The organism is Micromonospora sp. NPDC023869 (assembly GCF_055559695.1).
In genome coordinates this window covers 677,475-701,452 of sequence record NZ_JBVHKD010000001.1, presented here as the reverse complement: position 1 = coordinate 701,452, position 23,978 = coordinate 677,475, and the positions used below count along the sequence as shown (strand labels likewise).

The window sequence follows — 23,978 nt, the reverse complement described above, 5'->3', positions numbered from 1 at the left end:
GTACTCCTGAGGTGTCCGGTTTTTCGTCGAGGACAACCTATGCCTTGGGTGCGGACTCCAGGAAAGCGCCGGCCTCCCGGGCCGCCAGCTCCGGGTCACCGGCCCGGATGGCGGCCACCAGGCGGGCGTGGTCGACGTGCCGGTCCGGTGTCAGGGCGTCGCCCATGGCCTGCGTGACGGTGCTGCGCAGGGCGGTGGCGACCGAGGCGTAGAGCTCGGCGAGCATGCCGTTATGCGCCGCCGCGACGACGGCGGTGTGCAGCGCGACGTCGGCCTCCACGAACTCGGCGACCTCGCCGCCGCGCCAGGCCGCCTCGCGGGCCGCCAGCGCGGCGTCGAGGGCGGCCAGGTCCTCGGCGGTACGTCGGCGCGCGGCGAGCCGGGCGGCCTCCACCTCGAAGGCGCGGCGTACCTCGATCACCTCGGTCATCCGGTCGTCGGTGAGGCGGCGGGCCACCACGGGTGCCAGTTCGTCGGTGGAGAGCACGTAGGTCCCGGAGCCCTGCCGGCACTCCAGCACCCCGGCGTGGGCGAGTGCCCGGACCGCCTCGCGGACCGTGTTGCGCCCCACCCCGAGATCCTCGACGAGTCGCGGCTCGGTCGGGATGCGGCTGCCGACCGGCCATTCGCCGGCCATGATCCGTCGACGCAGTCGGGCGATGGTCTCGTTCGTCCGTCGGCCCCGAGGCGGGACGGCGGAATCAATCGCTGGTGGCACTGGTTACAGCCACTCGCCGAAATTCATCCCATGATTGTAGGTTCGAGGTCATGACTCCGCCAACCGCCGGCACCCCCGCCACCACTGCCCCCACCGCCGGCGCCGCACCCGCTGGGACCGGGACCGCTGAGGCCGGAAACCCGGTGGGCGGGGCGGATCGGGCGCGTACCGGATGGCTGCTGCTGGTCGGGATGTTGCTGGTGGCGCTTAACCTGCGGGCCGCGATGACCAGCCTCGGCGCACTGCTCGACGAGGTACGCGTCGGATTGGCGCTCTCCGGCACGATGGCGGGCGTCGTCACCACCCTGCCCGCGGTGGCGTTCGCCGGGCTGGGTGCGACCACGCCGTGGCTGGTCCGGCGACTCTCCGCGCCGCGACTGCTGGTGCTGGCGATGATCGCGCTCACCGTCGGGCAGGTGCTGCGGGTGCTCACCGACTCCGCCGTGGTGTTCCTGGTCACCAGCGCGCTCGCGCTGGCCGGTATCGCGGTGGCGAACATCCTGCTGCCGATGCTGGTCAAGCAGTACTTCCCGCACCGGACCGGCCTGATCACCGGGGTGTACATGATGACGTTGACGGCGGGAGCGACGGCGGCGGCCGCGGCTGCGGTGCCGGTGGCGCACGCCTTCGGCTCGTGGCGCGCCGGGCTCGGTGTCTGGGCGGCGCTCGCGGCGGTGGCCGTACTCCCGTGGTTGCCGGCGGCGCTGCGGACCGGTGGGGCCGCGCGGCGGGTGGGTCGGCACGGCGGCCGGGCCCGCGCCCGGATCAGCCCCGGGCGGACCCGGCTCGGCTGGGCGATGGCGCTGTACTTCGGTGCGCAGTCGCTGAGCGCGTACGCGATCATGGGCTGGTTGGCCGTGCTGTTCCGGGACGCCGGTTTCCGGCCGCAGGACGCCGGCCTGCTACTGGCCGGGGTGACCGCGCTCGGGGTGCCGATCGCATTGCTGATGCCGACGCTGGCCGGCCGCCTGGGCGACCTGCGGCTGCTGGTGCTGGCGTTGACCGCCGCCTCCAGCGTGGCCTATCTGGGGCTGGCGTTCGCGCCGCGTGGCGGGGCGGTGCTGTGGGTGGTGCTGCTGGCGCTGGGGCAGGGCGCGTTCCCGCTCATCCTGGCCACCATCGGGCTGCGTGCCCGGACGGCCGACGGCACGGTCGCGTTGTCGGCCTTCACGCAGAGCGTCGGATACCTCATCGCGGCGCTCGGGCCGCTGCTGGTCGGGATCCTGCACGAGTCCACCGGCGGCTGGACGGCGCCGCTGGGCTTCCTGCTGGTCGCACTCGCGGTGCAGACCGGGGCGGGAATCGTCATCGCTCGCCCTCGATACATCGAGGACGAGCGAGGCCCGGCCGTGGCCGGTGGGTAACGCGGTGGGGTCAGGAGGAGGTGGGGGTGGGTTCCCCCGCGACCGCCTGGTCGACCGTCGGATAGGTGTGCAGGACCTCCACGAGGCCACTCACCTCGAGGATGCGCAGCACGCCTCGTTGCGGCGCGGCCAGCCGGACCACTCCGCCGGCCTCGTCGGAGCTGTTCTTCGCGCGGACGAACACCGACAGACCGGTGGAATCGCAGAACGAGACCTCCGACAGGTCGAACACGAGGCGGCTGCGCCCCTTGTCGAGCAGGTCGGTGATCTGGTCCTGCAGCTGCGGTGCGGTGGCCATGTCCAGTTCGCCTGCGACCGCCACCACGACCACGTCACCGCGTTGCTCCGTGTGCACCGTCAGGGACATATGCCAGACCTCCTGTTTATCGGAGGAACGGTATCCCACACGGGGCCCGGTACGCAGAACGGGAGCACGATGAGGTGTCCACCGTCATTCCCTTGCTTCGCGACAAGTAGTTTGAGGGTCTGCGGTGATAGAGTCCGGCCGGTCCAGGTCCTAGGGGGGTAGTGCGATGGCGTTGAGCGCTGACGAGAGTGGCCGCTTGGCCGACCTGCTCACCAGTCAGGCCGGACAGATCGTCCAGCGGTGGACCGAGGCCCTCGCCGCACAGTTGCGCGGCCGGCTCAGCCAGGCCGAACTGGTCCGGCAGGTGCAGGAACTACACCGGGCACTGGTGGACGCGCTCGGCAAGGGCGTGGGCGACCTCGCCGCCGAGGAGGCCACCGAGCTGCGGGCCGTGCTCGCCGAGGTCTCCCGTGGGCAGGCCCGGCAGGGCTTCAGCGCCACCGAGACCGCCAGCGGCGTGTTCGCCCTCAAGGAGGCCCTGCTGGCGGTCATGGAGACCGATCAGGGCACCGGCACCCTGCGCGACTACGTCGCCTTCTCGGCGCTGGTCGACCAGATGGGCCTGTTCACCTTCGAGACCTTCGTCCGCACCCGCGAGAGCCTGATCGCCGACCAGGCGGAGCAGCTGCTGGAGCTGTCCACCCCGGTGGTCAAGCTCTGGGAGGGTGTGGTGGCGGTGCCGCTGGTCGGCACGCTCGACTCGGCCCGCGCCCAGGTGGTGATGGAGCGGCTGCTGCAAACCCTGGTCGACACCGGCTCGCCGTACGCGATTATCGACATCACCGGCGTACCGGCGGTGGACACCCAGGTCGCGCAGCACATCCTGAAGACCGTGGTGGCGGCCCGCCTGATGGGTGCCGACTGCATCATCTCCGGCATCCGGCCGCAGATCGCCCAGACCATCGTCGCGCTCGGCATCGAGTTCGGCGACATCGCCACCAAGGCGAGCCTCGCCGACGCGCTGCGGCACGTGCTGCGGCTCACCGGCGTCGAGGCGAACCGACGCCAGCCTCGCCGGGAGGCGTGATGGAGCGGGTGCCGATTCTCAAGATCGGCGACATCCTGCTGGTCTCCATCCAGCTCGACATGTCCGATCAGACGGCCGTGGCCCTTCAGGAGGACCTGGCGGAGCGGATCGTCGCCACCGGCTGCCACGGCGTGATCATCGACATCACCGCGCTGGACATCGTCGACTCCTTCGTCGGCCGGATGCTCTCCACCATCGCCTCCATCTCCCGGGTGCTGGACGCCGAGACGGTGGTGGTCGGGATGCGTCCGGCGGTCGCCATCACCCTGGTCGAGCTGGGCCTGTCGCTCAACGGCATCCGGACCGCCCTGAACGTCGAGCGCGGGATGGAGCTCATCGCGGCCGACCGTGCCTACGACGACTACGACGACGACTTGCACGACGGGCCGGATCCCGAGCCGACGGCGTCGTCATGACCAGCGGCGTCGACCTGGGGCGTCCCCAGGCGCAGACGGTCGGCAGCGACGAGGACGTGGTACGCGTCCGGCAACTGGTGCGTACCGTGGCGGTGGCGGTCAAGCTGTCGCTGGTCGACCAGACCAAGGTGGTCACCGCCGCCAGCGAGCTGGCCCGGAACACACTGGTGTACGGCGGTGGCGGCACGGTCGAGGTCTCCGCCGCCGACAACGGCCGCCGGTCCGGCATCACGATCGTCTTCGCGGACGACGGCCCGGGCATCGTCGACCTGGATCTCGCACTGACCGACGGCTACACCACCGGTGGCGGCCTCGGTCTCGGCCTCAGCGGTGCCCGGCGGCTGGTGGACGAGTTCGACATCCAGACCGCGCCGGGACAGGGCACTCGGATCACGATCACCAAGTGGTCCCGGTGACCGCCGCGCCGGTCTCCGACCGGGGCACCTGGTACCGCGTGGAGAACGGCAGCGCCGGCAGTGCGGTGCGGCGGGCGGCCGAGCGCCTGGGGGAGCAACTGGCGCTGCCCGAGGGCAGGGTCGCTGACCTGGCCATCGTCGCCGCCGAGCTGACCAGCAATCTGATCAAGCACGCCGACGACGGCGTACTGCTGCTCCGGCCGGTGCGCCGTGAGCTGGACGCCGGTGTCGAGCTGATCGCCCTGGACTCCGGGCCCGGCATGGCCGACCTGGCGCACTCCGCGCGGGACGGGCACTCCACCACCGGCACCCTCGGCATCGGCCTGGGCGCGATCGTGCGGCAGGCGAGCTGGTTCGACGCGTACTCCTGGCCGGGTCGGGGCACCGTCATCGCGGTGCGCGTGTTCGACGGCGCGGACACCGACCCGTCCTGGGTCGGCGGGCTGACCCGGCCGCTGACCGGCGAGACGGTCAGCGGGGACGGTTACGCCTGGCGGGTCGTCGGCGACCGTCGGCAGGTGCTGGTCACCGACGGTCTCGGGCACGGCCCGCTGGCGGCTGCGGCCACCGACGCCGCGCTCACCGCGTTCCGCAGCGCACCGGCCGCCGCCCCGGCCGAGGTGGTCGCCCACCTGCATCGGTCGCTGTCGCACACCCGTGGCGCCGCGCTCGCGGTGGCCGAGCCGGACCCGGTGGGCGCCGTGCTGCGGTACGCCGGGCTGGGCAACATCTCCGGCGTGCTCATCGACGCGGACGGCCGGCGGCGCGGCCTGGTCTCGCTGCCCGGCATCGCCGGGCACCAGCGACCCGCGATCCGGCAGTACGACTACCCGTTCGGCCCGGACAGCCTGCTGGTGATGCACTCCGACGGAGTGGTGGACCGCTGGCGGATCGAGGACTATCCCGGTCTCGTCGGGCGGTCGCCGCTGGTGACGGCCGCCACCCTGTTGCGCGACGCCGGCACCCGGCGCGACGACGCCGGGGTGTTGGTGGCGAGGTCCTGGTCATGAGCACCGCCTCGCTGATGCAGATGGCGCTCCGGGTCGAACAGGACATCTTCGTGGTCCGCCAGCGTGGCCGTGAGGTGGCCGGCGCACTCGGTCTGGAGCACCAGGACCAGGTCCGGATCGCCACCGCGATCAGCGAGGTCGCCCGGGACCTGCTGCGTGCCGTCGGTGGAGCGGACGTGGTCTTCGCCGTCGCCGACACCGTGGACGGTCGCCACCACCTGCGTATCGACCTCGTTCCGGTGGCGCCTCTGCCCGACGGGCGTTACCAGCCCGAGTCCGGTGCGGTGGCGCGTCTGGTGGACACACTGAGCGTGGTTGCCGAGCAGCAAGTTACGGTCGTGAGGATGTCGCGACGAATCCCGGCCACCGCGCAGGCGCTCACCTCCGAGCGTCTCGTCCAGTTGCGCGCCCGCCTCGCCGAGAGCGCGCCGGGCACTGCGGAGGAGGAACTCGCCACCCAGAACACGCAGCTCATCGCCGCTCTCGACGAGGTACGCACCCAGCGCGACGAGCTGGCCCGGCTCAACGAGGAGCTGGAACAGACCAACCGTGGCGTGATGGCGCTGTACCACCAGCTCACCGACGAGCTGGAGGCGACCAACCGGGGCGTGGTGGCGCTCTACGCGGAGTTGGACGAGAAATCGGCGCAGTTGCGTGCCGCGAGCGAGTCCAAGACACGGTTCCTGGCGAACGTCAGCCACGAGCTGCGGGCCCCGGTCACCGCGATCATCGGGCTGGGCCGGTTGTTGGGGGATTCCGCCTCCGACCCGCTCACCAGCGAGCAGGAGCGCCAGGTCAGCCTGATCCGTGACTCCGCCTCCGATCTGCTGTCCCTGGTCAACGAACTGCTCGACCTGGCCAAGGCGGAGTCCGGCCGGATCGAGCCGGCCATCGCGGACGTGGACCTCAAGGCCCTCTTCGGGCAGTTGCGGGGCACCCTACGGGCGCTGCCCACCGCCGGTGACGTGGCGCTGGTGGTGGAGGAACCGCCGACACCGGCCACGGTGCGGACCGACGAGGTGCTGCTCGCTCAGGTGCTGCGCAACCTGCTGCACAACGGGTTGAAGTTCACCGCCGAGGGCGAGGTGCGGATGCGCGCCGAGCGGCACGACGGTGGCTGGCGACTCTCCGTTTCGGACACCGGGCCGGGGATCCCCGCAGAGCTGCACGAGCGGGTGTTCGAGGAGTTCTACCAGGCACCCGGCCCGACCCGGTTCGGCGGCACCGGCCTCGGCCTGCCGTACGCCCGGCGGCTGGTGGCCCTGCTCGGCGGCACCCTCGACCTGGCCAGCGAGCCCGGCCGGGGCAGCACCTTCACGGTCTCGCTGCCGCCGGACGGAGTCTGACGTGGACGGCGCGGCGACAGTGCTGGTGGTCGACGACAGTCGGACCAAGCGCTACCTGTTGGTGAGCTGGCTGACCCGGGCCGGTTTCACCGTGCTGGAGGCCGAGACGGGCGGCGAGGCGTTGCGCCGCGTCGGGGTGGAACCGGTCGACCTGGTGGTGCTCGACGTCCGGCTGCCGGACATGAGCGGCTTCGAGGTCTGCGAGCAGCTCAAGTCGGCGCACCCGGCGCTACCGGTGATCCACGTGTCCGCGCACGCGATCGACACCGCCGACCGCACCCAGGGGCTGACCCGGGGCGCGGACGCCTATCTGGCGGAGCCGATCGAGCCGGAGGAACTGGTCGCCACCGCCCACGCCGTACTGCGCTACTACCAGGCGCGACAACGGGCCGAACTGCTCGCCGAACGCCTCACCGGGTTGGCCGACACCACCCTGGCGGTGCACTCCGCGCCGAACTTCGCCCGGCTGCTGGAGTCGGCGGCGACGGGTGCCGCCGAGATCTTCAAGAGTCCGGCCGCGGTCATCGCCGAGACCTTCGACGGTGACTGCCTGGCCGGGGTCTCCACCGGTCCCGGTGCCGAGGGCCTCATCGTGCCCTGGGTGGTCGACGACACCGGCGTACCGACCGGCACCGTCGTCACCGTGCAGGATCCCGCCGGCTGGGCGCTCGCCGACTGGCCGACCGACGACACGGTCACGGTGGCCGCCGCCCGGCTGCGCGAGGACCGCGCGCCGATCTACGTCGTGGTTCCCACCAGCACCCAGACCGCCCGTACGCCGGTGCTGGTCCAGCTCGCGCAGGCGGTGGCGTCGGCGGCGGAGGCGCAGCGCTCCTTCGACGAGGAGCACCGCATCGCGGTGACCCTGCAACGCAGCCTGCTGCCGCGCCGCATCCCCGAGATCGCCGGGCTCGACCTGGCCGTCCGATACGAGCCGGCCAGCGCCCGGACCGAGGTGGGCGGCGACTTCTACGAGCTGGTGATGCTCGACGGCCACCTGCTGTTGGCCATCGGCGACGTGGCGGGCCACTCGCTGCACGCGGCGACGGTGATGGCCGAGCTGCGGCACGCGGTGCGGGCGTACGCGGTGGAGGGCCACCAGCCGGGCGAGATCCTGCACCGGGTCAACGAATTGATGCGGACGCTGCTGCCCAACGAGCTGGCGACCATCTGCGTGCTGCTGCTGGATCCGTCCACCGGACACGTCCGGCTGGCCAGTGCCGGGCACCTGCCGCCGCTGATCAGTCAGGACGGCAAGGTCGAGTACGTGCAGCACTCCGCGCCGCTGCTCGGCGTACGCGCGCCCCGCCCGGCGGACCTGGAGTTCGTCCTGCCGGCCGGCGCGACGATGGTCTTCTACACCGACGGGTTGATCGAACGGCGGGACGTCACCATCGACGACGGCTTGGTCGCCCTGTCGGCCAGCGCGTCCCGGGTGGACGACGACCTGGACCGCTTCTGCGAGCGCCTGCTCGTCGAACTCGCCCCGCACGAGATCCAGGACGACGTCGCCGTCGTCGTCCTCCGTCGTCGCTGAACGACGGCGGGCCCACGGCGGTGCACGCCGCAGGCCCTCCAGTCGTGGTCGCGTCGGCGTCAGCGGGTCTTGACCAGGAAGGCGTACCCGACGACCTTCGAGCCGTCCCAGTTGTACATGGGGTAGCACGCCTGCGGCCGGGTCCAGGACGAGGCGTACGTCGGCCGGGCGTCGTTGCACGCATTCAGCGTCGGGTAGATCGGGCTGGTGTAGTCCGCCTGGGCGGGCGTGGCCAGGCCGAGCACCAGACCGCCGCCGACTGCGGCAGCGGCGACGAGGCTGCGTACGCGGGGTCGACGCAGGACCTTCACCATCTGTTCTCTCCCTTGATCGTCGACCGGCCCTTCGCTGGGCCGGGGATGTCCACGACTCCAGGAGGGCGCCGGGCATCCAAGATCAGAGTAGGTGCGGGGCGCCACCGCTACAGAGGAGCCGAGCGTCGAGGTCGGAATGCGCGACGGCACGCCGTGGCCTGTTTGCGGCGTGACCTCGTCCTGCCGAACCCGTCAGAGCCGCCAAGATCCACACAACATCCCTGTTGTTGTTGCTTCGAGTGGGCTGCGAGACAGCAATATCCCTGATGTTGTGGTCTCGCACGTGACTCCGGCTCTCCAGGGACACCCACCGCTGCCGCGCACGAGCTATCTCCGACCGGCCAAGCGAAGGCGCACCACCCACGCCGCGGCCGCCCACACTGTACGTCTACCCCTGCTCGTCGTCGTCCGCTGGCGGGCGCGGCTGCCGGTACTCAGTGATCCAGGCTTCGACCTCGGATTTGAGCCAGACAGAGCCGCCCATGAGGGTCTGAAACGGCTTCGGGAAGGCGGGATGCCAGACGAGTTGGCGGAAGCGCGACCGTCCGACGCCGAGCATCTGCTGGATCTCGCCTGGACCGACCAGCGGGCCGGGCACCTCGTCGCCCATGTCGCCGAAGGTAGACACAGCCAGTTCTACCCCTGCTCGTCGTCGTCCGCCTGGCGCGGCTGTCGGTACTGGCGGATGTACTCCTCGACGTCAGCGCGTAGCCAGATCTTGCCGACCGACAGGACCTGGTACGGCTGCGGGAAGTTCGGATGCGCGGCGATCTGGCGGAAGCGGGATCGCCCCACGCCGAGCATCGCCAGGATCTCGCCAGCGGCCACCAGAGGCCCAGGCCCACGGTCCTTGCCCATGCCAAGGAAGGTAGGCGCACGCCTGCCTGCCAATAGGATCGCGCATGAGTGGGTACGCCTTTAGGGGCGCGCCAACATTGACAGGGGGTGAGGGTTGGGTTGGAATCGGGGTAGGCCCCTCGGCTGCTGGAGGCCGAGCCCGGCGGCCGAGGGCTTGCCACCCGTCGCATCCCCGGGAGGAGCCCCGAATGACGCAACGGCATGCCCCCGTCAAGCCCCTCTGGTTCTGTGCCGCCTGCGCGCACGGCTGGCCGTGTACGCAGGCCCGAGTCGAACTCGCGGCCGACTACGGTCCCGGTCGACTGCTCGCGCTGGACATGGCCGATCTGCTCCGGGAGGCGACCGCCGACCTGACCCGGCTCGGAGCGCCACCCGAACCGATGTACTTCCACGTCCGGTTCCTCGGCTGGATCCGCAAGCCGACCCGATGACCGCTCCGCTCGGCGTGGAGTGCTTGACGGTGCTATTCGCTGAGTGAATAGTGGACTCGTGTCCACGCCACACGTCCTGCTCGGGCTGCTCGCCACCGGCACCATGCACGGGTACGAGCTGAAGCGGGCGTACGACGAGCGGCTGCCGCAGGCCCGCCCGTTGGCGTTCGGGCAGGTCTACGCGACGTTGAACCGGCTGCTCCGGGACGGCCTGGTGGTCCCGGCGGGACAGGAACGTCTCGCCGGGCCGGACCGCACCGCGTACGCGCTGACCGACGAGGGGCGGGTCGCCCTGGACCAGTGGCTGGGCACCGTCGAGCCACCCATGCCGCACGTCAACAGCGCGCTGTTCGCCAAGGTGGTGGTGGCGCTGCTGGACGCCGACGCGGATCGGGCCCGGACGTACCTCGTCGCGCAGCGGCGGGCCCACACCGATCGGCTGCGTGAGCTGACCGCGCTCAAGACGGCACCGGAGGCCACCGTCGACGACGTCGTGGCAGCCGACTACGCCATCGCCCATCTCGACGCCGACCTGCGCTGGCTGCGCACCACCCTGGAGCGGGTCGCCGACTGGCACCGGGAGGTGCACTCGTGACGCAACTTCAGGCACGCGCGCTGGTCAGGTCGTACGGGCCGACACCCGCACTTCGCGGCCTCACCCTCGACGTCGCCGAGGGCGAGATCGTCGCGGTGACCGGGCCGAGCGGCTGCGGCAAGTCCACCCTGCTGCACTGCCTGGCGGGCATCCTGCGGCCCGACGCCGGTGAGGTGACCTGGCGCGGTCACCGGATCGACACCTGGTCCGAGGCGGCCAGGTCCCGACTGCGGCGTACCGAGTTCGGGGTGTTGTTCCAGTTCGGTCAGCTCGTTCCGGAGCTGACGGCGGCGGAGAACGTCGCGCTTCCGCTGCTGCTCGCCGGCACGGGGCGGCGAGCAGCGCGGACGGCGGCGCTCACCTGGCTCGACCGGTTGGGCGTGGCGGACTGCGCCGACGTGCGGCCGGGCGAGATGTCCGGCGGGCAACAGCAGCGCTGCGCCACCGCCCGCGCCCTGGTCACCGAGCCACGGGTGCTCTTCGCCGACGAGCCGACCGGGGCGCTGGACTCGCTCACCGGCGAGCAGGTGCTCACCGCACTGGTCCGGCTCACCCGCGAGCAGGGTACGGCGGTGGTGCTGGTGACCCATGAGCCCCGGATCGCCGCGTACGCCGACCGCGAGATCGTGATGCGTGACGGCGTGATCGACCACACCGGCCTGGGACTGGACGCACCGCTGGCCGGCGGCGCGCGGTGAGACCGGGGACGCTGGCCCGGCTGGCCCTGGCCGGCAACCGCACCGACGCCGCCCGGGTGGTCCTGACCGCGCTGAGCGCCACCCTGGCTGCGCTCGCCGGGCTGGCGGCGATGACGGTGCTGGCCATCGAGAAGCCACCCGGCCACCAGTGGGAGCAGTCCCAGCAGTACGCGAACGCGCTGCTGCGCGAGCCGGGGCTACGCGGCGGCACCGCCTTCGCGCTGCTGCTGCTGGCCGTACCCGTGCTGGCCCTGGCCGGGCAGAGTGCCCGGCTCGGTGCCCCGGCACGGGACCGCCGCCTGGCCGCCCTGCGCCTGGCCGGCGCGACCCCCGGTCAGGTCACCCGGGTCGCGATGCTGGAGACCGGCCTCGCCGCGCTGGCCGGGGCGCTTCTCGGCCTGGCGGTGTACCTCGGCGGGCGGGAGCTGCTGCACCGCCCGGACGCCCAGGGTCAGCTCGCCCTGCCCACCGACGTCCTGCCCTCGGTGCCGGCCATCGCAGCGGTGACACTGGGGCTGCCGCTGCTCGCGGCGGTGGGCACCGCGCTGCTGCTGCGCCGGGTCGCCACCACACCGTTGGGCGTGTTCCGGCGGGCCGGCCGGACCCGGTCACCCCGGCCCTGGCCGGCGCTGCTGATCGGCGGTGGGCTGCTGGCGGCCGCGTTGGCCGAGCCGCTGCGAAAGGCGCTCGAAGGCGTCGGCACGGACTGGGTCGCGATCCTGTTCACCCTCGGTCTCTTCGCCGTCGTGATGGGGGTGGTGCTCGGCACCGGATGGCTGTCGCACGCCGCCGGGCGACTGCTGCACCGCCTCGCCCGAGGACCGGCGACGCTGCTGGCCGCCCGCCGGTTGACCGACGACCCGTGGAGCAGCAGCCGGACCTTCGCGGCGCTGCTGGCCAGCGTCCTCATCGGTGCCGGTGCGGCGGCGTTCCGGGCCTACTTCCAGCTCCGGCTACGGATCGAACAGGAGGAGAGCCGGGCCGCCGGATACCCCGGCGACGACCGGTCCTTCTATCTGAACACCATGGACCTGATCGACCTGGCGGTCCTCGTGGCGGTCACCATCGCCACGGCGGGCCTGCTGGTCACGCTGGTGGAGGGCATCGTCTCCCGCCGCCGGGCGTACGCCGCGCTGGTCGCCACCGGGGTGCCCCGGACCACCATCGGCACCTCGATCCTCATTCAGGTGCTGGCACCGGTGGTGCCCGCCGTGCTGCTCGCGGTCGGCGTCGGGTACTCGATCGGGCGGCTGTTCAGCGGCGACGTGGTCAGCGGCGGCTACAGCCAGGAGGTGTGCCGGGCCGCCGTGGAGCTGTGCCAGGATCCGGCCACCCGCCCGCTGCACGTCGAACTCGTGCCGATGGAGCGCGTGGTCCGCACGCCGGACGTACCGCTCGACCAGCTCGCCCTGGTCGGTGGCGGCGCGTTGCTCGCGGTGCTGGTCACGGTCGGGCTGGGGATGCTGTTCCTGCGGGCCAACACCGCGATGGAGGAACTACGCGCCACCTGAGACGGCGTCCACCATGGCCCAGGGCAGGCGCGCCCTGGGCCATGAGCGTCCGGCGGCCGGGTGGCGGGACGGTCAGGCGCGGCCGAGTCGGTCCAGGGTCCAGGCGTTGACGAACGCCTCCTCGCGCCAGGCGTCGTAGCGTCCGCTGGGCCCGCCGTGGCCCGCCTCCATCTCGGTCTTGAGCAGGTATTCGCCCTGAGGTGCGACGGCCCGCAGTCGGGCGATCCACTTGGCCGGCTCGTGATAGAGCACCCGGGTGTCGTTGAGGCTGGTCATCGCCAGGATCGCCGGATACTCGCGGTCGGCCACGTTCTCGTACGGGGTGTACGACTTCATGTACGCGTACACCTCCGGGTCGGCGAGCGGGTTGCCCCACTCCTCCCACTCGGTGACGGTCAGCGGCAGCGACGGGTCGAGGATCGTGCTGAGCGCGTCGACGAACGGCACCTGCGCGACGATGGCGGTGAACGCGTCCGGCGCGAGGTTGGCCACCGCGCCCATCAGTAGTCCGCCGGCCGAGCCACCCCGGGCGAGCAGCCGGTCCGACGACGTCCAGCCCGCCTTGGCCAGGTGCCGGGCGCAGGCCACGAAATCGGTGAAGGTGTTCTTCTTGGCCAGCAGCTTGCCCTGCTCGTACCAGCTCCGGCCCAGCTCGCCGCCGCCGCGGATGTGGGCCACCGCGAAGATCACTCCACGGTCCAGCAGGGACAGTCGGCCGACCGAGAACCAGGGGTCCATGCTGGCCTCGTACGAGCCGTACCCGTAGATGACGCAGGGCGCGGAGCCGTCGCGCGGGGTGTCCCGGCGGCAGACCAGCGAGATCGGCACCTTGGTGCCGTCGTCGGCCAGCGCCCAGTCCCGGTGCTGCTCGTAGTCTTCCGGCCGGTACTCCCGCCCGTCCGGGCCGGGCAGCACCGGTCGCCGCCGCAGCAGCGTCATCTCGCGGGTCACCAGGTCGTAGTCGTACACCGAGTCCGGGGTGACCAGCGAGGTGTAGCGCAGACGAACCCGCCCGGTGCGGTACTCCGGGTTCGAGTCCAGCCCGACGGTGTGCAGCGGCTCCGGGAACTCGATGTCGTGCCCGTCGCCGCCGCCGACCGGCAGCACCCGCAACCCGGTCAGCCCGTTGGCGCGCAGCGTCACGACCAGGTGGTCGGCGAAGGCGTCGACGGACTCCAGCCGGGTGCCGGGGGAGTGCGCGATCAGCGGCACCCAGTCGCCCGGGGCGTCGGCCGAGGTGTACGCCAGCGCGAAGTCCTCCGCGCCGTCGTTGTGCAGGATCAGGAACCGGTGCCCGTGGTGCTCCACCGAGTACTCGACGCCCTGCCGACGGGGGGCGATCACGGCCGGCTCGCCGGTGGGGTTGCCGGCCGGGATGACGCGTACCTCGCTGGTGATCTTGCTGGCGATGTCGATCAGGATGAAGCGCTCCGAGCGGGTCAGCTCGACCCCGACCCAGAACCGCTCGTCGTCCTCGGAGTGCACCACCACGTCGTCGGCGGCGGCCGTGCCGAGCACGTGCCGCCAGACCCGGTGCGGACGCCAGGCGTCGTCCACGGTCACGTAGAACAGCACCGAGGCGTCGGCGGCCCAGGCGGTGCCGTAGAAGGTGTCCGGGATCTCGTCGGGCAGCAGCTCACCGGTGGCGAGGTCCTTGATCCGGAGGGTGAAGCGTTCCTTGCCGGAGAAGTCGGTCGAGTAGGCCAGGAAGCGGCCGTCCGGGCTGACGTCGAAGGCGCCCAGCGAGAAGAAGTCGTGCCCCTCGGCGAGCAGGTTGCCGTCGAGCAGCACCTCCTCGCCGTCCAACGGGGCGCCGTCGGGGCTGATCGGCGGCGTGGTCTCGCCGCCGCGGACCGCACGGCGGCAGTGCACGCCGTACTGCTTGCCCTCGACCGTCCGGGAGTAGTACCAGTGCCCGCCCTTGCGGGTCGGCACCGACAGGTCGGTCTCCTGGGTACGCCGGCGGATCTCCTCGAACAGCTCCGTGCGCAGCTCGGCGAGGTGCGCCGTACGCGTCTCGGTCCAGGCGTTCTCGGCCTTGAGGTAGTGGATCGTCTCAGGGTCGTCCTTGGTGGCCAGCCAGGCGTACTCGTCGACGACGACGTCGCCGTGGTGGACGCGTTCGCTCGGCACCTGCCTGGCTACGGGTACGGGGGTCTCGGTGGTCACGGGCGCCACGTTACCGGCAGGCCGGGCGTCTCGGGCGGCGCAAATCCCCACTCGGTCGTTCGAACACATGTACGATCGCTGCCATGGTGCCAGCGCGTTCCACCGGCGGGTCCGGTGCCCTCGACATCGCCCGTCGCCTCACCGACATCTGCGGCTCACGCTTCGCCCGGTTCGCCGGCCCGGCCGACGAGGTGGCCGGACGACCGGCCCGCTGGGTCGCGGTGCCCGGCGGCGCCCACGCGGCGGCCGAGGTGCTGCGGCTCGCCGCACGGCACGACCTGACGGTGGTGGCGCGCGGCGCCGGCACCAAGATCGACTGGGGTGCCGTGCCGGCACGGGTCGACATCATGCTCGACACCGGTCGGCTCGCCGGCATCGGTCACCAGTCCTCCGATCGGGGCACCGCCGAGGTCGGCGCCGGCACGCCACTGCGCGCGGTGCAGGCCAGCCTGGAACGCACCGGTCAACGGCTCGCGCTGGACGCGCCCTCGCCCGGCGCCACGGTCGGCGGCGTGCTTGCCGCAGACGAGGCCGGTCCGTTGCGACACCGGCACGGCACCGCCTGCGACCAGCTCGTCGGCCTGCGTTACCTGGCCGCCGACGGCGAGCTGGCCGAGGCGGGTGGCGGGGCGGCCGGGCTGGCCCAGGCCCGGCTGCTGTGCGGGTCGGAGGGCGCGCTCGGCGTGCTGGTCAGCGCCACCCTGCGGGTGCAGCCCCTGCCGGCCAGCCGGGTCTGGGTGACCCGCCCGGTGTGGACGCCACTGGAGGTGCACGACCTGGTCCGGGCGGTGCTCGCCGCCCGGCTCGACCCGGCTGCCATCGAGGTGGACCTGCCGGCCGGTGCGGGACCCCGGCCGAGGGACCCCCGGGCCGAGTCGATGGCGCGCCACCCGTCCATGACGGGACGCCCGTCGACCGGCCCGGCGGGGGCCGGCTCGCTGGTGGTGCTGCTCGAAGGCGGGCCGTCCGACGTGGCGGAGCGCGCCGACCGGCTCCGGTCGATGCTCGGCTCCCGGGCCACCGTCGCCCGATCCGCACCGTCCTGGTGGCGCAGCTACCCGTTCGCCCCCGGTGACACCGCGCTCCGGCTGGAGGTGCCGATCAGCGACCTGCACGCCGCCGTCTACGCGTTGCGGGACGCGGCCGGCTCGCCGGTGCCGGTCCGTGGCTCCGCCGGCCTCGGCGTGGTGCACGCCGCGCTGCCCGGCACGATGGCCCCCGACCGGGTGGCGTCGATCCTGGTCGCGGTGCGCAGCGTGCTGCTCGCCCGACGGGGTCGCTGCCTGGTGCTCTCCGCGCCGCCCGCCGTCCGGCGGGCCGTCGACCTGTGGGGCGAGCTGACCGGCGTGGCCCGGTTGCGCGCCGTCAAGCAGCACCTCGACCCGGGTCACCGGCTGGCCCCCGGCCGCCTCCCCGGCGGCCTCTGAGCCCCGGCGGTTCTTGAGTCGGGCGGCCTCTGAGGTCCGGCGGCCTCGTCGTCGCGGCCCAGGTGGTGCCGAAGGTCCCGCTTCGAGCCGCTCCGGCGGTCAGACCGCGTCGTTGCGCAGGACCAGGATGGCGATATCGTCCCGGGGCGCCTCGACCGAGAAATTGATCGCGGTGGCGCGCAGCCGGGCCGCCACCACGTCCGCCGAGTAGCCGGCGAGCGGCGCGGCGGCGTCCCGGAGCCGACCGGTGCCGAACAGCTCCCGGCCCCGGCGTCGCTCGGTCACCCCGTCCGTATAGAAGACCAGGCAGTCGCCCGGGTCGAGGGCGATGTCCAGGGTCGGCGAGGTGATCGCGTCGAGCAGGCCGAGTGCGGTGCCGCCGGTGCCGACGAACCTGGCCGGGCCGCCCGCCGCGCGTACCAGCACCGGCCGGTCGTGGCCGGCGAGGTGCAGCCCCACATCGAGCTGCCCGTTCTCGCCCGGTCCGACCGCCGCCAGCGCCAGCGTGCAATACCGCCCGGCGCCTCGCTCGACAAGCGTCTCGTTGAGCCGGGACAGCACCTCGGGCAGGGGCTTGCCGTCTCCGGCCAGCACCCGGATCACGTCCCGGACCAGCCCGGTGACCGCCGCGGCCTGCACTCCCTTGCCGGAGACGTCGCCGATCACCACCAGCCAACGGCCGTCCGGCATCGGCACCACGTCGTAGAAGTCGCCGCCGACCTCGGCGTCGTCGCCGGTCGGCACGTACTCGGCGGCGAAGCCGATGCCCTCCACCACCGGCAGCACCGGCGGCAGCAGCGACTGCTGCAACGTCTGCGCCACCCGGCGACGCTCGGCGTGGATGCGGGCGTTCTCGATCGCCAGGGCGGCGCGGCGGGCCACGTCCTCCAGCACCGCGATCTCGTCCGGATCGTGCCGGTGCCGCTGGTGCCGCCCGACGGCCAGCGTGCCGAGGCGCTGACCCCGGGCGATCAGCGGCACGGCGAAGCCCTCCATCGGCGCGCCGAGCGGGGTCTGGGTGCCGTTGCGGCTCGCCTCGCGTAGCCGGGCCTGGACCGAGTCCGGTCCCGCCTCGCGCAGCGTGGCGTGCAACTGCGGCAGCATCGACTCGTCGGCGTGACTCGCCGCGGCCAGCTTGAGTCGACCCCACTCGTCGGTGGTGTGCACGGCACACCACTGGCCGAGCCGGGGCACCACGAGCTGCGGGACGAGCGCCATGGTCAGCTCCACGTCCAGGGACTGGGCGAGCAGCTCACTGGCCTCGGCGAGGAAGGTCAGCCACGCCTGCCGCCGGACGTCGGCGCGGCGCAGCCGGTCGTTCTCCAGGTGCAGCGACAACCGCTCGGCGGTCAGCAGGGCCAACGGCCGGGCGTACGCGGTGGGCGCCGCGTCGAGTTCCAGCTCACCGGCGTACGGGCGGTGCACCGCCAGCGGCACCCGGAGCAGGTCGTTGCCGGGGCGGGGCTGCCGACCGTACCGGGCGATCACCTGTGGGCCGTGCCCGTCGCCCCGGTCGAGGCGCACGACTCCACCGGCAGCGCCGACCATCTCCGCCACCCGGGTCAGCAGGCTGGTGGCGAAGTCCGGCAGCGGATCGTCCGCGTACGGGTCGGGGGTGGGCTGCATCAGCGCGCTCATCGCCCCAGCGCTCGGCACGGAGGTGTGCGCGCCGTCCGAGCGGCCGGTCGGTGGGGCGAAGTCGTCCGGCTGGGCGAGCTGCGACCCGTCGCGCTGTGGCCCGTCGCGCTCCAACCGGAACCACACGCCCTTGCCGCTGGGCAGATAGGTGGTGCCCCAACGGCTCGCGAAGTGGTCGACCAGCAGCAGGCCCCGCCCGCGCTCGGCGACCTCGGTGATGTCGGTCGCCACGTTCCGGACGCCGACGGTCAGCTCGTCGACCGGCCCGGAGGCGAAATCCGACACGGTCACGGTCAATCCGGACGAGTCCGCGCTGACCTCGATGTCGAGTTCGGTGCGGGCGTGCTCGACCGCGTTGGTGGACAGCTCCGTGGTGAGCAGGAGCGCCTCGTTGAGAAGTTCGTCCAGGTTCGCCTCGGCCAGTACGGACCGGACGACGGCCCGCGCGGCGGCCGGGGTGCGCCGGTCGGCGGGCAGCCGGACCCGGCGGACGTGCTCCTCCGGGCCCCCGTCCGTCATTGGCCCTACCGCCGCTGACACCCTCGTATCCTGCCCCGGCACCCGCCTCGTGCCAAGCCGATCACCGGTCGGGTCCGGAATACGGACGGCGGTGCGCCGTGGCGGTTTCGAGGTCACGGGGACAATGATGGGGTGGCCGGCGCGAGCCGGTGTACCCCGATGCGAGTGCGAGGAATGATGACCACGGCGAAACAGTCGGCGATCGCGGACACCTCCGCCGCCGACCACGAGGCGGTCCTCACCGAGCTGGCCGAGGCGCTGCGACGGGTCCGCGGTGGCGATCTCAAGGTCAGGCTGCCCCGACGTTCGGGAGCGGCCGGCGAGGTGGCCGACGCCTTCAACGACGTGGTGTCGCTCCAGGAGCGGCAGCATCTGGACCTGCGCCGGATCAGCCGGGTCGTGGGCCGCGACGGTCGGCTGACCGAACGCCTGGACGAGGAGGGGCTGGACGGCTCCTGGGCGGAGGGGCAGCGCGCGGTCAACTCGTTGATCGACGACCTGGGTCGACCCACCACCGAGATCGCCCGGGTCATCGTGGCGGTCGCCGACGGTGACCTCTCCCAGCACATGGCGCTGGAGATCGACGGTCGCCCACTGCGCGGTGAATACCTGCGCATCGGCCGCACGGTCAACACCATGGTCGACCAGCTCTCGTCCTTCTCCAACGAGGTGACCCGGGTCGCCCGGGAGGTGGGCACCGAGGGCAAGCTCGGTGGCCAGGCCGACGTACGCGGGGTGGCCGGCACCTGGAAGGACCTCACCGACTCGGTGAACACCATGGCCTCGAACCTGACCGGCCAGGTGCGGTCGATCTCCCAGGTCGCGACGGCGGTGGCGAAGGGCGACCTGTCGCAGAAGATCACGGTCAGCGCACGCGGCGAGGTGGCGGCGCTGGCCGACACGATGAACTCGCTCACCGACACGCTGCGCCTCTTCGCCGAGCAGGTGACCCGGGTGGCCCGCGAGGTGGGCACCGAGGGCAAGCTCGGCGGTCAGGCGGAGGTGCCCGGCGTGGCCGGCACCTGGAAGGACCTGACCGACAGCGTCAACTCGATGGCGTCGAACCTGACCGCCCAGGTCCGCAACATTGCCCAGGTCTCCACGGCGGTGGCCCGGGGCGACCTGTCGCAGAAGATCACGGTGGCCGCCCAGGGCGAGATCCTGGAACTCAAGGACACCGTCAACACGATGGTCGACCAGCTCTCGTCGTTCGCCGACGAGGTCACCCGGGTGGCCCGTGAGGTGGGTACGGAGGGCAAGCTCGGCGGTCAGGCCCAGGTACGCGGTGTCTCCGGCACCTGGCGCGACCTGACCGAGAACGTCAACCAGCTCGCCGGCAACCTGACCAGCCAGGTCCGCAACATCTCGCAGGTGTCCACGGCGGTGGCCAAGGGTGACCTGTCGCAGAAGATCACGGTGGATGCCCGGGGCGAGATCCTGGAGTTGAAGTCGACGGTCAACACGATGGTGGATCAGTTGTCGTCGTTCGCCGACGAGGTCACGCGGGTGGCCCGTGAGGTGGGTACGGAGGGCAAGCTCGGCGGTCAGGCCGAGGTCAAGGGCGTTTCGGGCACCTGGCGGGACCTGACGGACAACGTGAACTCGATGGCGTCGAACCTGACCGGTCAGGTGCGGAACATCGCGTCGGTGACGACGGCGGTGGCCAAGGGTGACCTGTCGCAGAAGATCACGGTGGATGCCCGGGGCGAGATCCTGGAGTTGAAGTCGACCGTGAACACGATGGTGGACCAGCTCTCGTCGTTCGCCGACGAGGTGACCCGGGTGGCCCGCGAGGTGGGCACCGAGGGCAAGCTCGGCGGTCAGGCGCAGGTGAAGGGCGTCGCCGGCACCTGGCGCGACCTGACCGACAACGTCAACTCGATGGCGTCCAACCTGACCGCCCAGGTCCGCAACATCGCCCAGGTCTCCACCGCCGTCGCCAAGGGCGACCTGTCGCAGAAGATCACCGTCGACGCGCAGGGCGAGATCCTGGAGTTGAAGTCGACCGTGAACACGATGGTCGACCAGCTCTCGTCGTTCGCCGACGAGGTGACCCGGGTGGCCCGCGAGGTGGGCACCGAGGGCAAGCTCGGCGGTCAGGCCGAGGTGAAGGGCGTTTCCGGCACCTGGCGGGACCTGACGGACAACGTGAACTCGATGGCGTCGAACCTGACCGGTCAGGTGCGGAACATCGCGTCGGTGACGACGGCGGTGGCCAAGGGTGACCTGTCGCAGAAGATCACCGTCGACGCGCAGGGCGAGATCCTGGAGTTGAAGTCGACGGTCAACACGATGGTCGACCAGCTCTCGTCGTTCGCCGACGAGGTGACCCGGGTGGCCCGCGAGGTCGGCAGCGAGGGCAAACTCGGCGGTCAGGCGCAGGTGAAGGGGGTCTCCGGCACCTGGCGGGACCTGACCGAGAACGTCAACCAGCTCGCCTCGACGCTGACCACCCAGCTCCGCGCCATCGCCCGGGTCTCCACCTCGGTGACCCGTGGCGACCTGACCCAGCGGATCACCGTCGAGGCACAGGGCGAGGTCGCCGAGCTCAAGGACAACATCAACCAGATGATCGTCACCCTGCGGGAGACCACTCACAAGAACGCGGAGCAGGGCTGGCTCGACTCCAACCTGGCCCGCATCGGTGGTTTGTTGCAGGGCCAGCGCGACCTCGGCGAGGTCTGCCGCATGATCATGCAGGAGGTGACCCCGCTGGTCGACGCGCAGCTCGGCGCGTTCTTCCTGGCGGACAACTCCGAAGGGGTGATGCGGCTGCGGCTGACCGCCTCGTACGGCTATGTGTCCCGGGGACATGACGTGACCTTCGGGCCCGGTGAGGGACTCGTCGGCCAGGCAGCGATCTCCCGGCGCACGATCCGGGTCGGCGCGGTGCCGGACGGCCGCATCACGCTCCGCTCCGGTCTGGCCGACACCCCGCCGGCGGACCTGGTAGTGCTGCCCGTCCTCTTCGAGGGCGAACTGCTCGGCGTGATCGAGTTCGCCACCGTCACCCCCTTCTCCGAACTGCACCTGGCGTTCCTGGAGCGGCTGGTCTCCACCATCGGCATCGCGGTCAACACCATCCAGGCGAACCGGCGTACCGAGGAGTTGCTGGCCCAGTCGCAGCGGCTGGCCCACGAGTTGCAGGAGCAGTCGGCGGAGTTGCAGCGCACCAACGCCGAGTTGGAGGAGAAGGCGACGCTGCTCTCCGAGCAGAAGGGCAACATCGAGACCAAGAACCGGGAGATCGAACTTGCCCGGCTCGGTCTGGAGGAGAAGGCGCAGCAGCTCACCCGGGCCTCGGCGTACAAGTCGGAGTTCCTGGCGAACATGAGCCACGAGCTGCGTACGCCGTTGAACTCGCTGCTGCTCCTGGCCCGGCTGCTCGCCGAGAACTCGGAGCAGAACCTCAGCCCGAAGCAGATCGAGTTCGCCCGGACCATCCACGGGGCCGGGTCCGACCTGCTCTCGCTGATCGACGACATCCTCGACCTGTCCAAGATCGAAGCGGGTCGGATGGACGTCGAGCCGACCGAGATCCGGTTCGCGGAGATCCGCAACTACGTGGAGCAGGCGTTCGCGCCGCAGGCCGACGAGAAGGGCCTGGACTTCCAGGTACGCGTCGGCAAGGACCTGCCGGCGGCGGTGGTCACCGACGCCCAGCGGCTCCAGCAGATCCTGCGCAACCTGCTCTCGAACGCGGTCAAGTTCACCGACAACGGCGCGGTGACGCTGCGCATCGCACGTGCCCCGGAGCACGCGGTGTTCGACGTGCCGGCGCTGACCAACGCCCGGCAGGTGCTCGCGTTCACGGTGATCGACACCGGCATCGGCATCTCCGACGACAAGCTGTCGCTGATCTTCGAGGCGTTCCAGCAGGCGGACGGCACCACCAGCCGTCGCTATGGCGGCACCGGCCTGGGGCTGTCGATCAGCCGGGACCTGGCCCGCCTGATCGGCGGCACGATCACCGTCACCTCGGCACCGGGCCAGGGCTCGACGTTCACGCTCTATCTACCCGACGTGCTGGCGCCGGACGCGGTGGTGGCGCCGTCGCCACCCTCGCCACAGCGGGCCGGCCTGCCGTCGTCGCTGCTGATGCCGCCGGTGGAGCTGCTGCCGCAGCGGCCGGAGGCACCCAAGACCCGGCAGCTCGACGGTGCCACCGTGCTGATCGTCGACGACGACGTCCGTAACGTCTTCGCCCTGACCAGCGCGCTCGAACTGCACGGCATGACCGTCCTGTACGCCGACAACGGCACCGACGGGGTGCGCCTGTTGGCGGAGCACCCGGAGGTGGACATCGTCCTGATGGACGCGATGATGCCCGACCAGGACGGGTACGAGACGACCCGGCAGATCCGTCGGAACCACCGCTTCGTGGACCTGCCGATCGTCTTCCTGACCGCCAAGGCGATGCCCGGTGACCGGGAATCGGCGATCGCGGCCGGGGCCAGCGACTACATCACCAAGCCGGTCGACCTGGACGAGTTGATCGAATTGATGACCAGCTGTATCAGTGGCAGCCGCACCGAGGAGGGCTCGTGACGCAGGTGGCGAAGGCGCTGCTGGTCGATGACCGCCGGGAGAACCTGATGGCCCTGGAGGCGATCCTCCAGGGTCTGCCGGTGCAGACGGTCGCGGTGGAGAGCGGCGAGGCGGCGCTGAAGCAGTTGTTGGTGGACGACTTCGCGGTGATCCTGCTGGACGCCCAGATGCCGGACATGGACGGCTTCGAGACGGCCAGTCACATCAAGCGGCGGGAGCGGACCCGGCACGTACCGATCATCTTCCTGACCGCCGCAGACCGCGACGCCCAACTGGCGCTGCGCGGCTACGCGGTCGGCGCGGTGGACTACCTGACCAAGCCCTTCGACCCGTGGGTGCTGCGGGCCAAGGTCTCGGTCTTCGTGGAGCTGTGGACGAAGACCCGGCAGTTGGCCGCGCAGTCCGAGATGGTGCGGGAGCGCGACGCCCAGTGGCGGCTGCTGACCGACGCGGTGGACGAGGCGAGCACCCTGCTGCGGAGCGCGGACAAGGACCCGGACGCGGTGGCCCGCGCCGTCGCCGTCCTGGAACAGGCCCGCTGGGGGACCAGCTCCTGACACCGCCCGATCGTGACGTCGCCGTGGACTGCCGCCCGGTGGTCCACGACAGCGTCACGATCGACCCGGCGGTCCGTGGTCGGGACCGGGTTGAGCGGTGGCTCAGCTGGTAGGGGCGTCGTTACGGATCATCAGGGCGCTGCGCAGGCCCGTGATGTCGAGTACGCGTATCAGGAACTCGCCCACGTTGCTCAGCAGGAGCAGGCTCTGCGCGTGGCTGGCCTTGCGGCTGAGGACCACGAGCGTCCCCAACCCCTGCGAGTCGCAGAAGGTGACCCCGCCGAGATCGAGCACGATCCGAGGCGGGGGTTCGGTGAGCACTTCGTTGACGACGGTCGACAGCTGGGCGGCCGTGAGCATGTCGATCTCACCGGCTAGGCGAAGCACCGCTTCGTCGCCAGTCCGGTGTACGGTGATGGACAGTTCGGCACGATCCACCGGGTCAGCCTATCGCGATCTCGGGCACCCGGCCTGTCGAGGCGAACCGCCTCCACCCAGCGTGCCGCAGGTGA

The 23,978-nt window shown here is 71.6% G+C and carries 22 protein-coding genes; 14 read left to right on the top strand and 8 right to left on the bottom strand.

Features of this window, described 5'->3' with window-relative positions:
* Nucleotides 1-37: 37 nt before the first annotated feature.
* Nucleotides 38-718 (bottom strand): FadR/GntR family transcriptional regulator, encoded by a 681-nt coding sequence (locus ACZ31C_RS02895; protein ID WP_465793927.1) that lies wholly within the window; start codon nt 716-718, stop codon nt 38-40.
* A gap of 50 nt (nt 719-768) precedes the next feature.
* On the opposite strand from ACZ31C_RS02895, the gene ACZ31C_RS02890 reads away from it, so the two are divergent.
* Entirely contained in the window at nt 769-2,082 is a 1,314-nt protein-coding gene (locus tag ACZ31C_RS02890) for an MFS transporter (RefSeq protein ID WP_465793926.1), read from the top strand.
* Nucleotides 2,083-2,092: 10 nt separating this feature from the next.
* On the opposite strand, the gene ACZ31C_RS02885 is transcribed toward ACZ31C_RS02890, so the two are convergent.
* A complete protein-coding gene (locus tag ACZ31C_RS02885; RefSeq protein WP_396741258.1) occupies nt 2,093-2,449 on the bottom strand; it encodes an STAS domain-containing protein in 357 nt (118 codons plus the stop codon).
* Nucleotides 2,450-2,615: 166 nt separating this feature from the next.
* Between ACZ31C_RS02885 and ACZ31C_RS02880 the strand changes: the two genes are divergently transcribed.
* The 6 genes from ACZ31C_RS02880 to ACZ31C_RS02855 are packed head-to-tail and all read left to right on the top strand — an operon-like array spanning nt 2,616 to nt 8,201.
* Nucleotides 2,616-3,476: an STAS domain-containing protein gene (locus tag ACZ31C_RS02880; RefSeq protein ID WP_465793925.1), complete on the top strand. Its 861-nt coding sequence runs from the start codon at nt 2,616-2,618 to the stop codon at nt 3,474-3,476.
* Nucleotides 3,476-3,892, top strand: coding sequence for an STAS domain-containing protein (locus tag ACZ31C_RS02875; protein WP_465793924.1), 417 nt, complete (start codon nt 3,476-3,478; stop codon nt 3,890-3,892). The genes ACZ31C_RS02880 and ACZ31C_RS02875 overlap by 1 nt, the downstream gene beginning before the upstream one ends.
* Entirely contained in the window at nt 3,889-4,308 is a 420-nt protein-coding gene (locus ACZ31C_RS02870; protein WP_396741252.1) for an ATP-binding protein, read from the top strand. Before ACZ31C_RS02875 ends, ACZ31C_RS02870 begins: the two co-directional genes overlap by 4 nt.
* Nucleotides 4,296-5,318 (top strand): ATP-binding SpoIIE family protein phosphatase, encoded by a 1,023-nt coding sequence (locus ACZ31C_RS02865; RefSeq protein WP_465793923.1) that lies wholly within the window; start codon nt 4,296-4,298, stop codon nt 5,316-5,318. Before ACZ31C_RS02870 ends, ACZ31C_RS02865 begins: the two co-directional genes overlap by 13 nt.
* A complete protein-coding gene (locus ACZ31C_RS02860) occupies nt 5,315-6,664 on the top strand; it encodes an ATP-binding protein (RefSeq protein WP_465793922.1) in 1,350 nt (449 codons plus the stop codon). Before ACZ31C_RS02865 ends, ACZ31C_RS02860 begins: the two co-directional genes overlap by 4 nt.
* A 1-nt stretch (nt 6,665) precedes the next feature.
* Entirely contained in the window at nt 6,666-8,201 is a 1,536-nt protein-coding gene (locus ACZ31C_RS02855; RefSeq protein WP_465793921.1) for a SpoIIE family protein phosphatase, read from the top strand.
* 59 nt (nt 8,202-8,260) lie between these two features.
* Here the strand turns inward: ACZ31C_RS02855 and ACZ31C_RS02850 are convergent, their stop codons facing one another.
* The 3 genes from ACZ31C_RS02850 to ACZ31C_RS02840 form a co-directional block, all read right to left on the bottom strand.
* Nucleotides 8,261-8,515, bottom strand: a complete 255-nt coding sequence (locus ACZ31C_RS02850) for a hypothetical protein (RefSeq protein WP_465793920.1) — start codon at nt 8,513-8,515, stop codon at nt 8,261-8,263.
* Between the two features lie 388 nt (nt 8,516-8,903).
* Nucleotides 8,904-9,125 carry a helix-turn-helix transcriptional regulator gene (locus ACZ31C_RS02845; protein ID WP_465793919.1) on the bottom strand — a complete coding sequence of 74 codons (222 nt, stop codon included), beginning with the start codon at nt 9,123-9,125 and terminating at the stop codon, nt 8,904-8,906.
* A 26-nt stretch (nt 9,126-9,151) separates the two neighbouring features.
* The gene (locus tag ACZ31C_RS02840; protein ID WP_387258395.1) at nt 9,152-9,373 is read right to left on the bottom strand and encodes a helix-turn-helix transcriptional regulator; all 222 of its coding nucleotides are present in this window, start codon (nt 9,371-9,373) and stop codon (nt 9,152-9,154) included.
* 188 nt (nt 9,374-9,561) lie between these two features.
* On the opposite strand from ACZ31C_RS02840, the gene ACZ31C_RS02835 reads away from it, so the two are divergent.
* From ACZ31C_RS02835 to ACZ31C_RS02820, 4 genes are read left to right on the top strand one after another with little or no spacing between them, the layout of a single operon-like run.
* The gene (locus ACZ31C_RS02835; protein ID WP_465793918.1) at nt 9,562-9,804 is read left to right on the top strand and encodes a flavin reductase; all 243 of its coding nucleotides are present in this window, start codon (nt 9,562-9,564) and stop codon (nt 9,802-9,804) included.
* A gap of 58 nt (nt 9,805-9,862) precedes the next feature.
* Nucleotides 9,863-10,399 carry a PadR family transcriptional regulator gene (locus ACZ31C_RS02830; RefSeq protein WP_465793917.1) on the top strand — a complete coding sequence of 179 codons (537 nt, stop codon included), beginning with the start codon at nt 9,863-9,865 and terminating at the stop codon, nt 10,397-10,399.
* Nucleotides 10,396-11,097 carry an ABC transporter ATP-binding protein gene (locus tag ACZ31C_RS02825; protein WP_465793916.1) on the top strand — a complete coding sequence of 234 codons (702 nt, stop codon included), beginning with the start codon at nt 10,396-10,398 and terminating at the stop codon, nt 11,095-11,097. Before ACZ31C_RS02830 ends, ACZ31C_RS02825 begins: the two co-directional genes overlap by 4 nt.
* Nucleotides 11,094-12,608, top strand: coding sequence for an FtsX-like permease family protein (locus tag ACZ31C_RS02820; protein WP_465793915.1), 1,515 nt, complete (start codon nt 11,094-11,096; stop codon nt 12,606-12,608). Before ACZ31C_RS02825 ends, ACZ31C_RS02820 begins: the two co-directional genes overlap by 4 nt.
* A gap of 72 nt (nt 12,609-12,680) precedes the next feature.
* On the opposite strand, the gene ACZ31C_RS02815 is transcribed toward ACZ31C_RS02820, so the two are convergent.
* Nucleotides 12,681-14,777 (bottom strand): S9 family peptidase, encoded by a 2,097-nt coding sequence (locus tag ACZ31C_RS02815; RefSeq protein WP_465793914.1) that lies wholly within the window; start codon nt 14,775-14,777, stop codon nt 12,681-12,683.
* Nucleotides 14,778-14,860: 83 nt separating this feature from the next.
* Between ACZ31C_RS02815 and ACZ31C_RS02810 the strand changes: the two genes are divergently transcribed.
* Entirely contained in the window at nt 14,861-16,204 is a 1,344-nt protein-coding gene (locus ACZ31C_RS02810) for an FAD-binding oxidoreductase (protein ID WP_465793913.1), read from the top strand.
* 99 nt (nt 16,205-16,303) lie between these two features.
* On the opposite strand, the gene ACZ31C_RS02805 is transcribed toward ACZ31C_RS02810, so the two are convergent.
* Complete coding sequence (locus tag ACZ31C_RS02805) at nt 16,304-18,361, bottom strand: SpoIIE family protein phosphatase (protein WP_465793912.1); 2,058 nt, start codon at nt 18,359-18,361, stop codon at nt 16,304-16,306.
* A 177-nt stretch (nt 18,362-18,538) separates the two neighbouring features.
* Between ACZ31C_RS02805 and ACZ31C_RS02800 the strand changes: the two genes are divergently transcribed.
* Together ACZ31C_RS02800 and ACZ31C_RS02795 are read left to right on the top strand one after the other, a co-directional pair.
* On the top strand, nt 18,539-22,909 hold the full coding sequence (locus tag ACZ31C_RS02800) for a hybrid sensor histidine kinase/response regulator (protein WP_396741516.1): 4,371 nt from the start codon (nt 18,539-18,541) through the stop codon (nt 22,907-22,909).
* Nucleotides 22,906-23,466 carry a two-component system response regulator gene (locus ACZ31C_RS02795; protein WP_396741228.1) on the top strand — a complete coding sequence of 187 codons (561 nt, stop codon included), beginning with the start codon at nt 22,906-22,908 and terminating at the stop codon, nt 23,464-23,466. Before ACZ31C_RS02800 ends, ACZ31C_RS02795 begins: the two co-directional genes overlap by 4 nt.
* Before the next feature lie 102 nt (nt 23,467-23,568).
* Here the strand turns inward: ACZ31C_RS02795 and ACZ31C_RS02790 are convergent, their stop codons facing one another.
* Nucleotides 23,569-23,904, bottom strand: a complete 336-nt coding sequence (locus tag ACZ31C_RS02790) for an STAS domain-containing protein (protein ID WP_396741226.1) — start codon at nt 23,902-23,904, stop codon at nt 23,569-23,571.
* Between the last annotated feature and the right edge of the window lie 74 nt (nt 23,905-23,978).

Coding starts and splice junctions, on each gene's coding strand:
- ACZ31C_RS02845 (WP_465793919.1), bottom strand. CDS start 9,125: ATGGGCGACGAGGTGCCCGGCCCGCTGGTCGGTCCAGGCGAGATCCAG.
- ACZ31C_RS02860 (WP_465793922.1), top strand. CDS start 5,315: ATGAGCACCGCCTCGCTGATGCAGATGGCGCTCCGGGTCGAACAGGAC.
- ACZ31C_RS02850 (WP_465793920.1), bottom strand. CDS start 8,515: ATGGTGAAGGTCCTGCGTCGACCCCGCGTACGCAGCCTCGTCGCCGCT.
- ACZ31C_RS02890 (WP_465793926.1), top strand. CDS start 769: ATGACTCCGCCAACCGCCGGCACCCCCGCCACCACTGCCCCCACCGCC.
- ACZ31C_RS02800 (WP_396741516.1), top strand. CDS start 18,539: ATGACCACGGCGAAACAGTCGGCGATCGCGGACACCTCCGCCGCCGAC.
- ACZ31C_RS02870 (WP_396741252.1), top strand. CDS start 3,889: ATGACCAGCGGCGTCGACCTGGGGCGTCCCCAGGCGCAGACGGTCGGC.
- ACZ31C_RS02805 (WP_465793912.1), bottom strand. CDS start 18,361: ATGACGGACGGGGGCCCGGAGGAGCACGTCCGCCGGGTCCGGCTGCCC.
- ACZ31C_RS02885 (WP_396741258.1), bottom strand. CDS start 2,449: ATGTCCCTGACGGTGCACACGGAGCAACGCGGTGACGTGGTCGTGGTG.
- ACZ31C_RS02875 (WP_465793924.1), top strand. CDS start 3,476: ATGGAGCGGGTGCCGATTCTCAAGATCGGCGACATCCTGCTGGTCTCC.
- ACZ31C_RS02880 (WP_465793925.1), top strand. CDS start 2,616: ATGGCGTTGAGCGCTGACGAGAGTGGCCGCTTGGCCGACCTGCTCACC.
- ACZ31C_RS02810 (WP_465793913.1), top strand. CDS start 14,861: ATGGTGCCAGCGCGTTCCACCGGCGGGTCCGGTGCCCTCGACATCGCC.
- ACZ31C_RS02840 (WP_387258395.1), bottom strand. CDS start 9,373: ATGGGCAAGGACCGTGGGCCTGGGCCTCTGGTGGCCGCTGGCGAGATC.
- ACZ31C_RS02835 (WP_465793918.1), top strand. CDS start 9,562: ATGACGCAACGGCATGCCCCCGTCAAGCCCCTCTGGTTCTGTGCCGCC.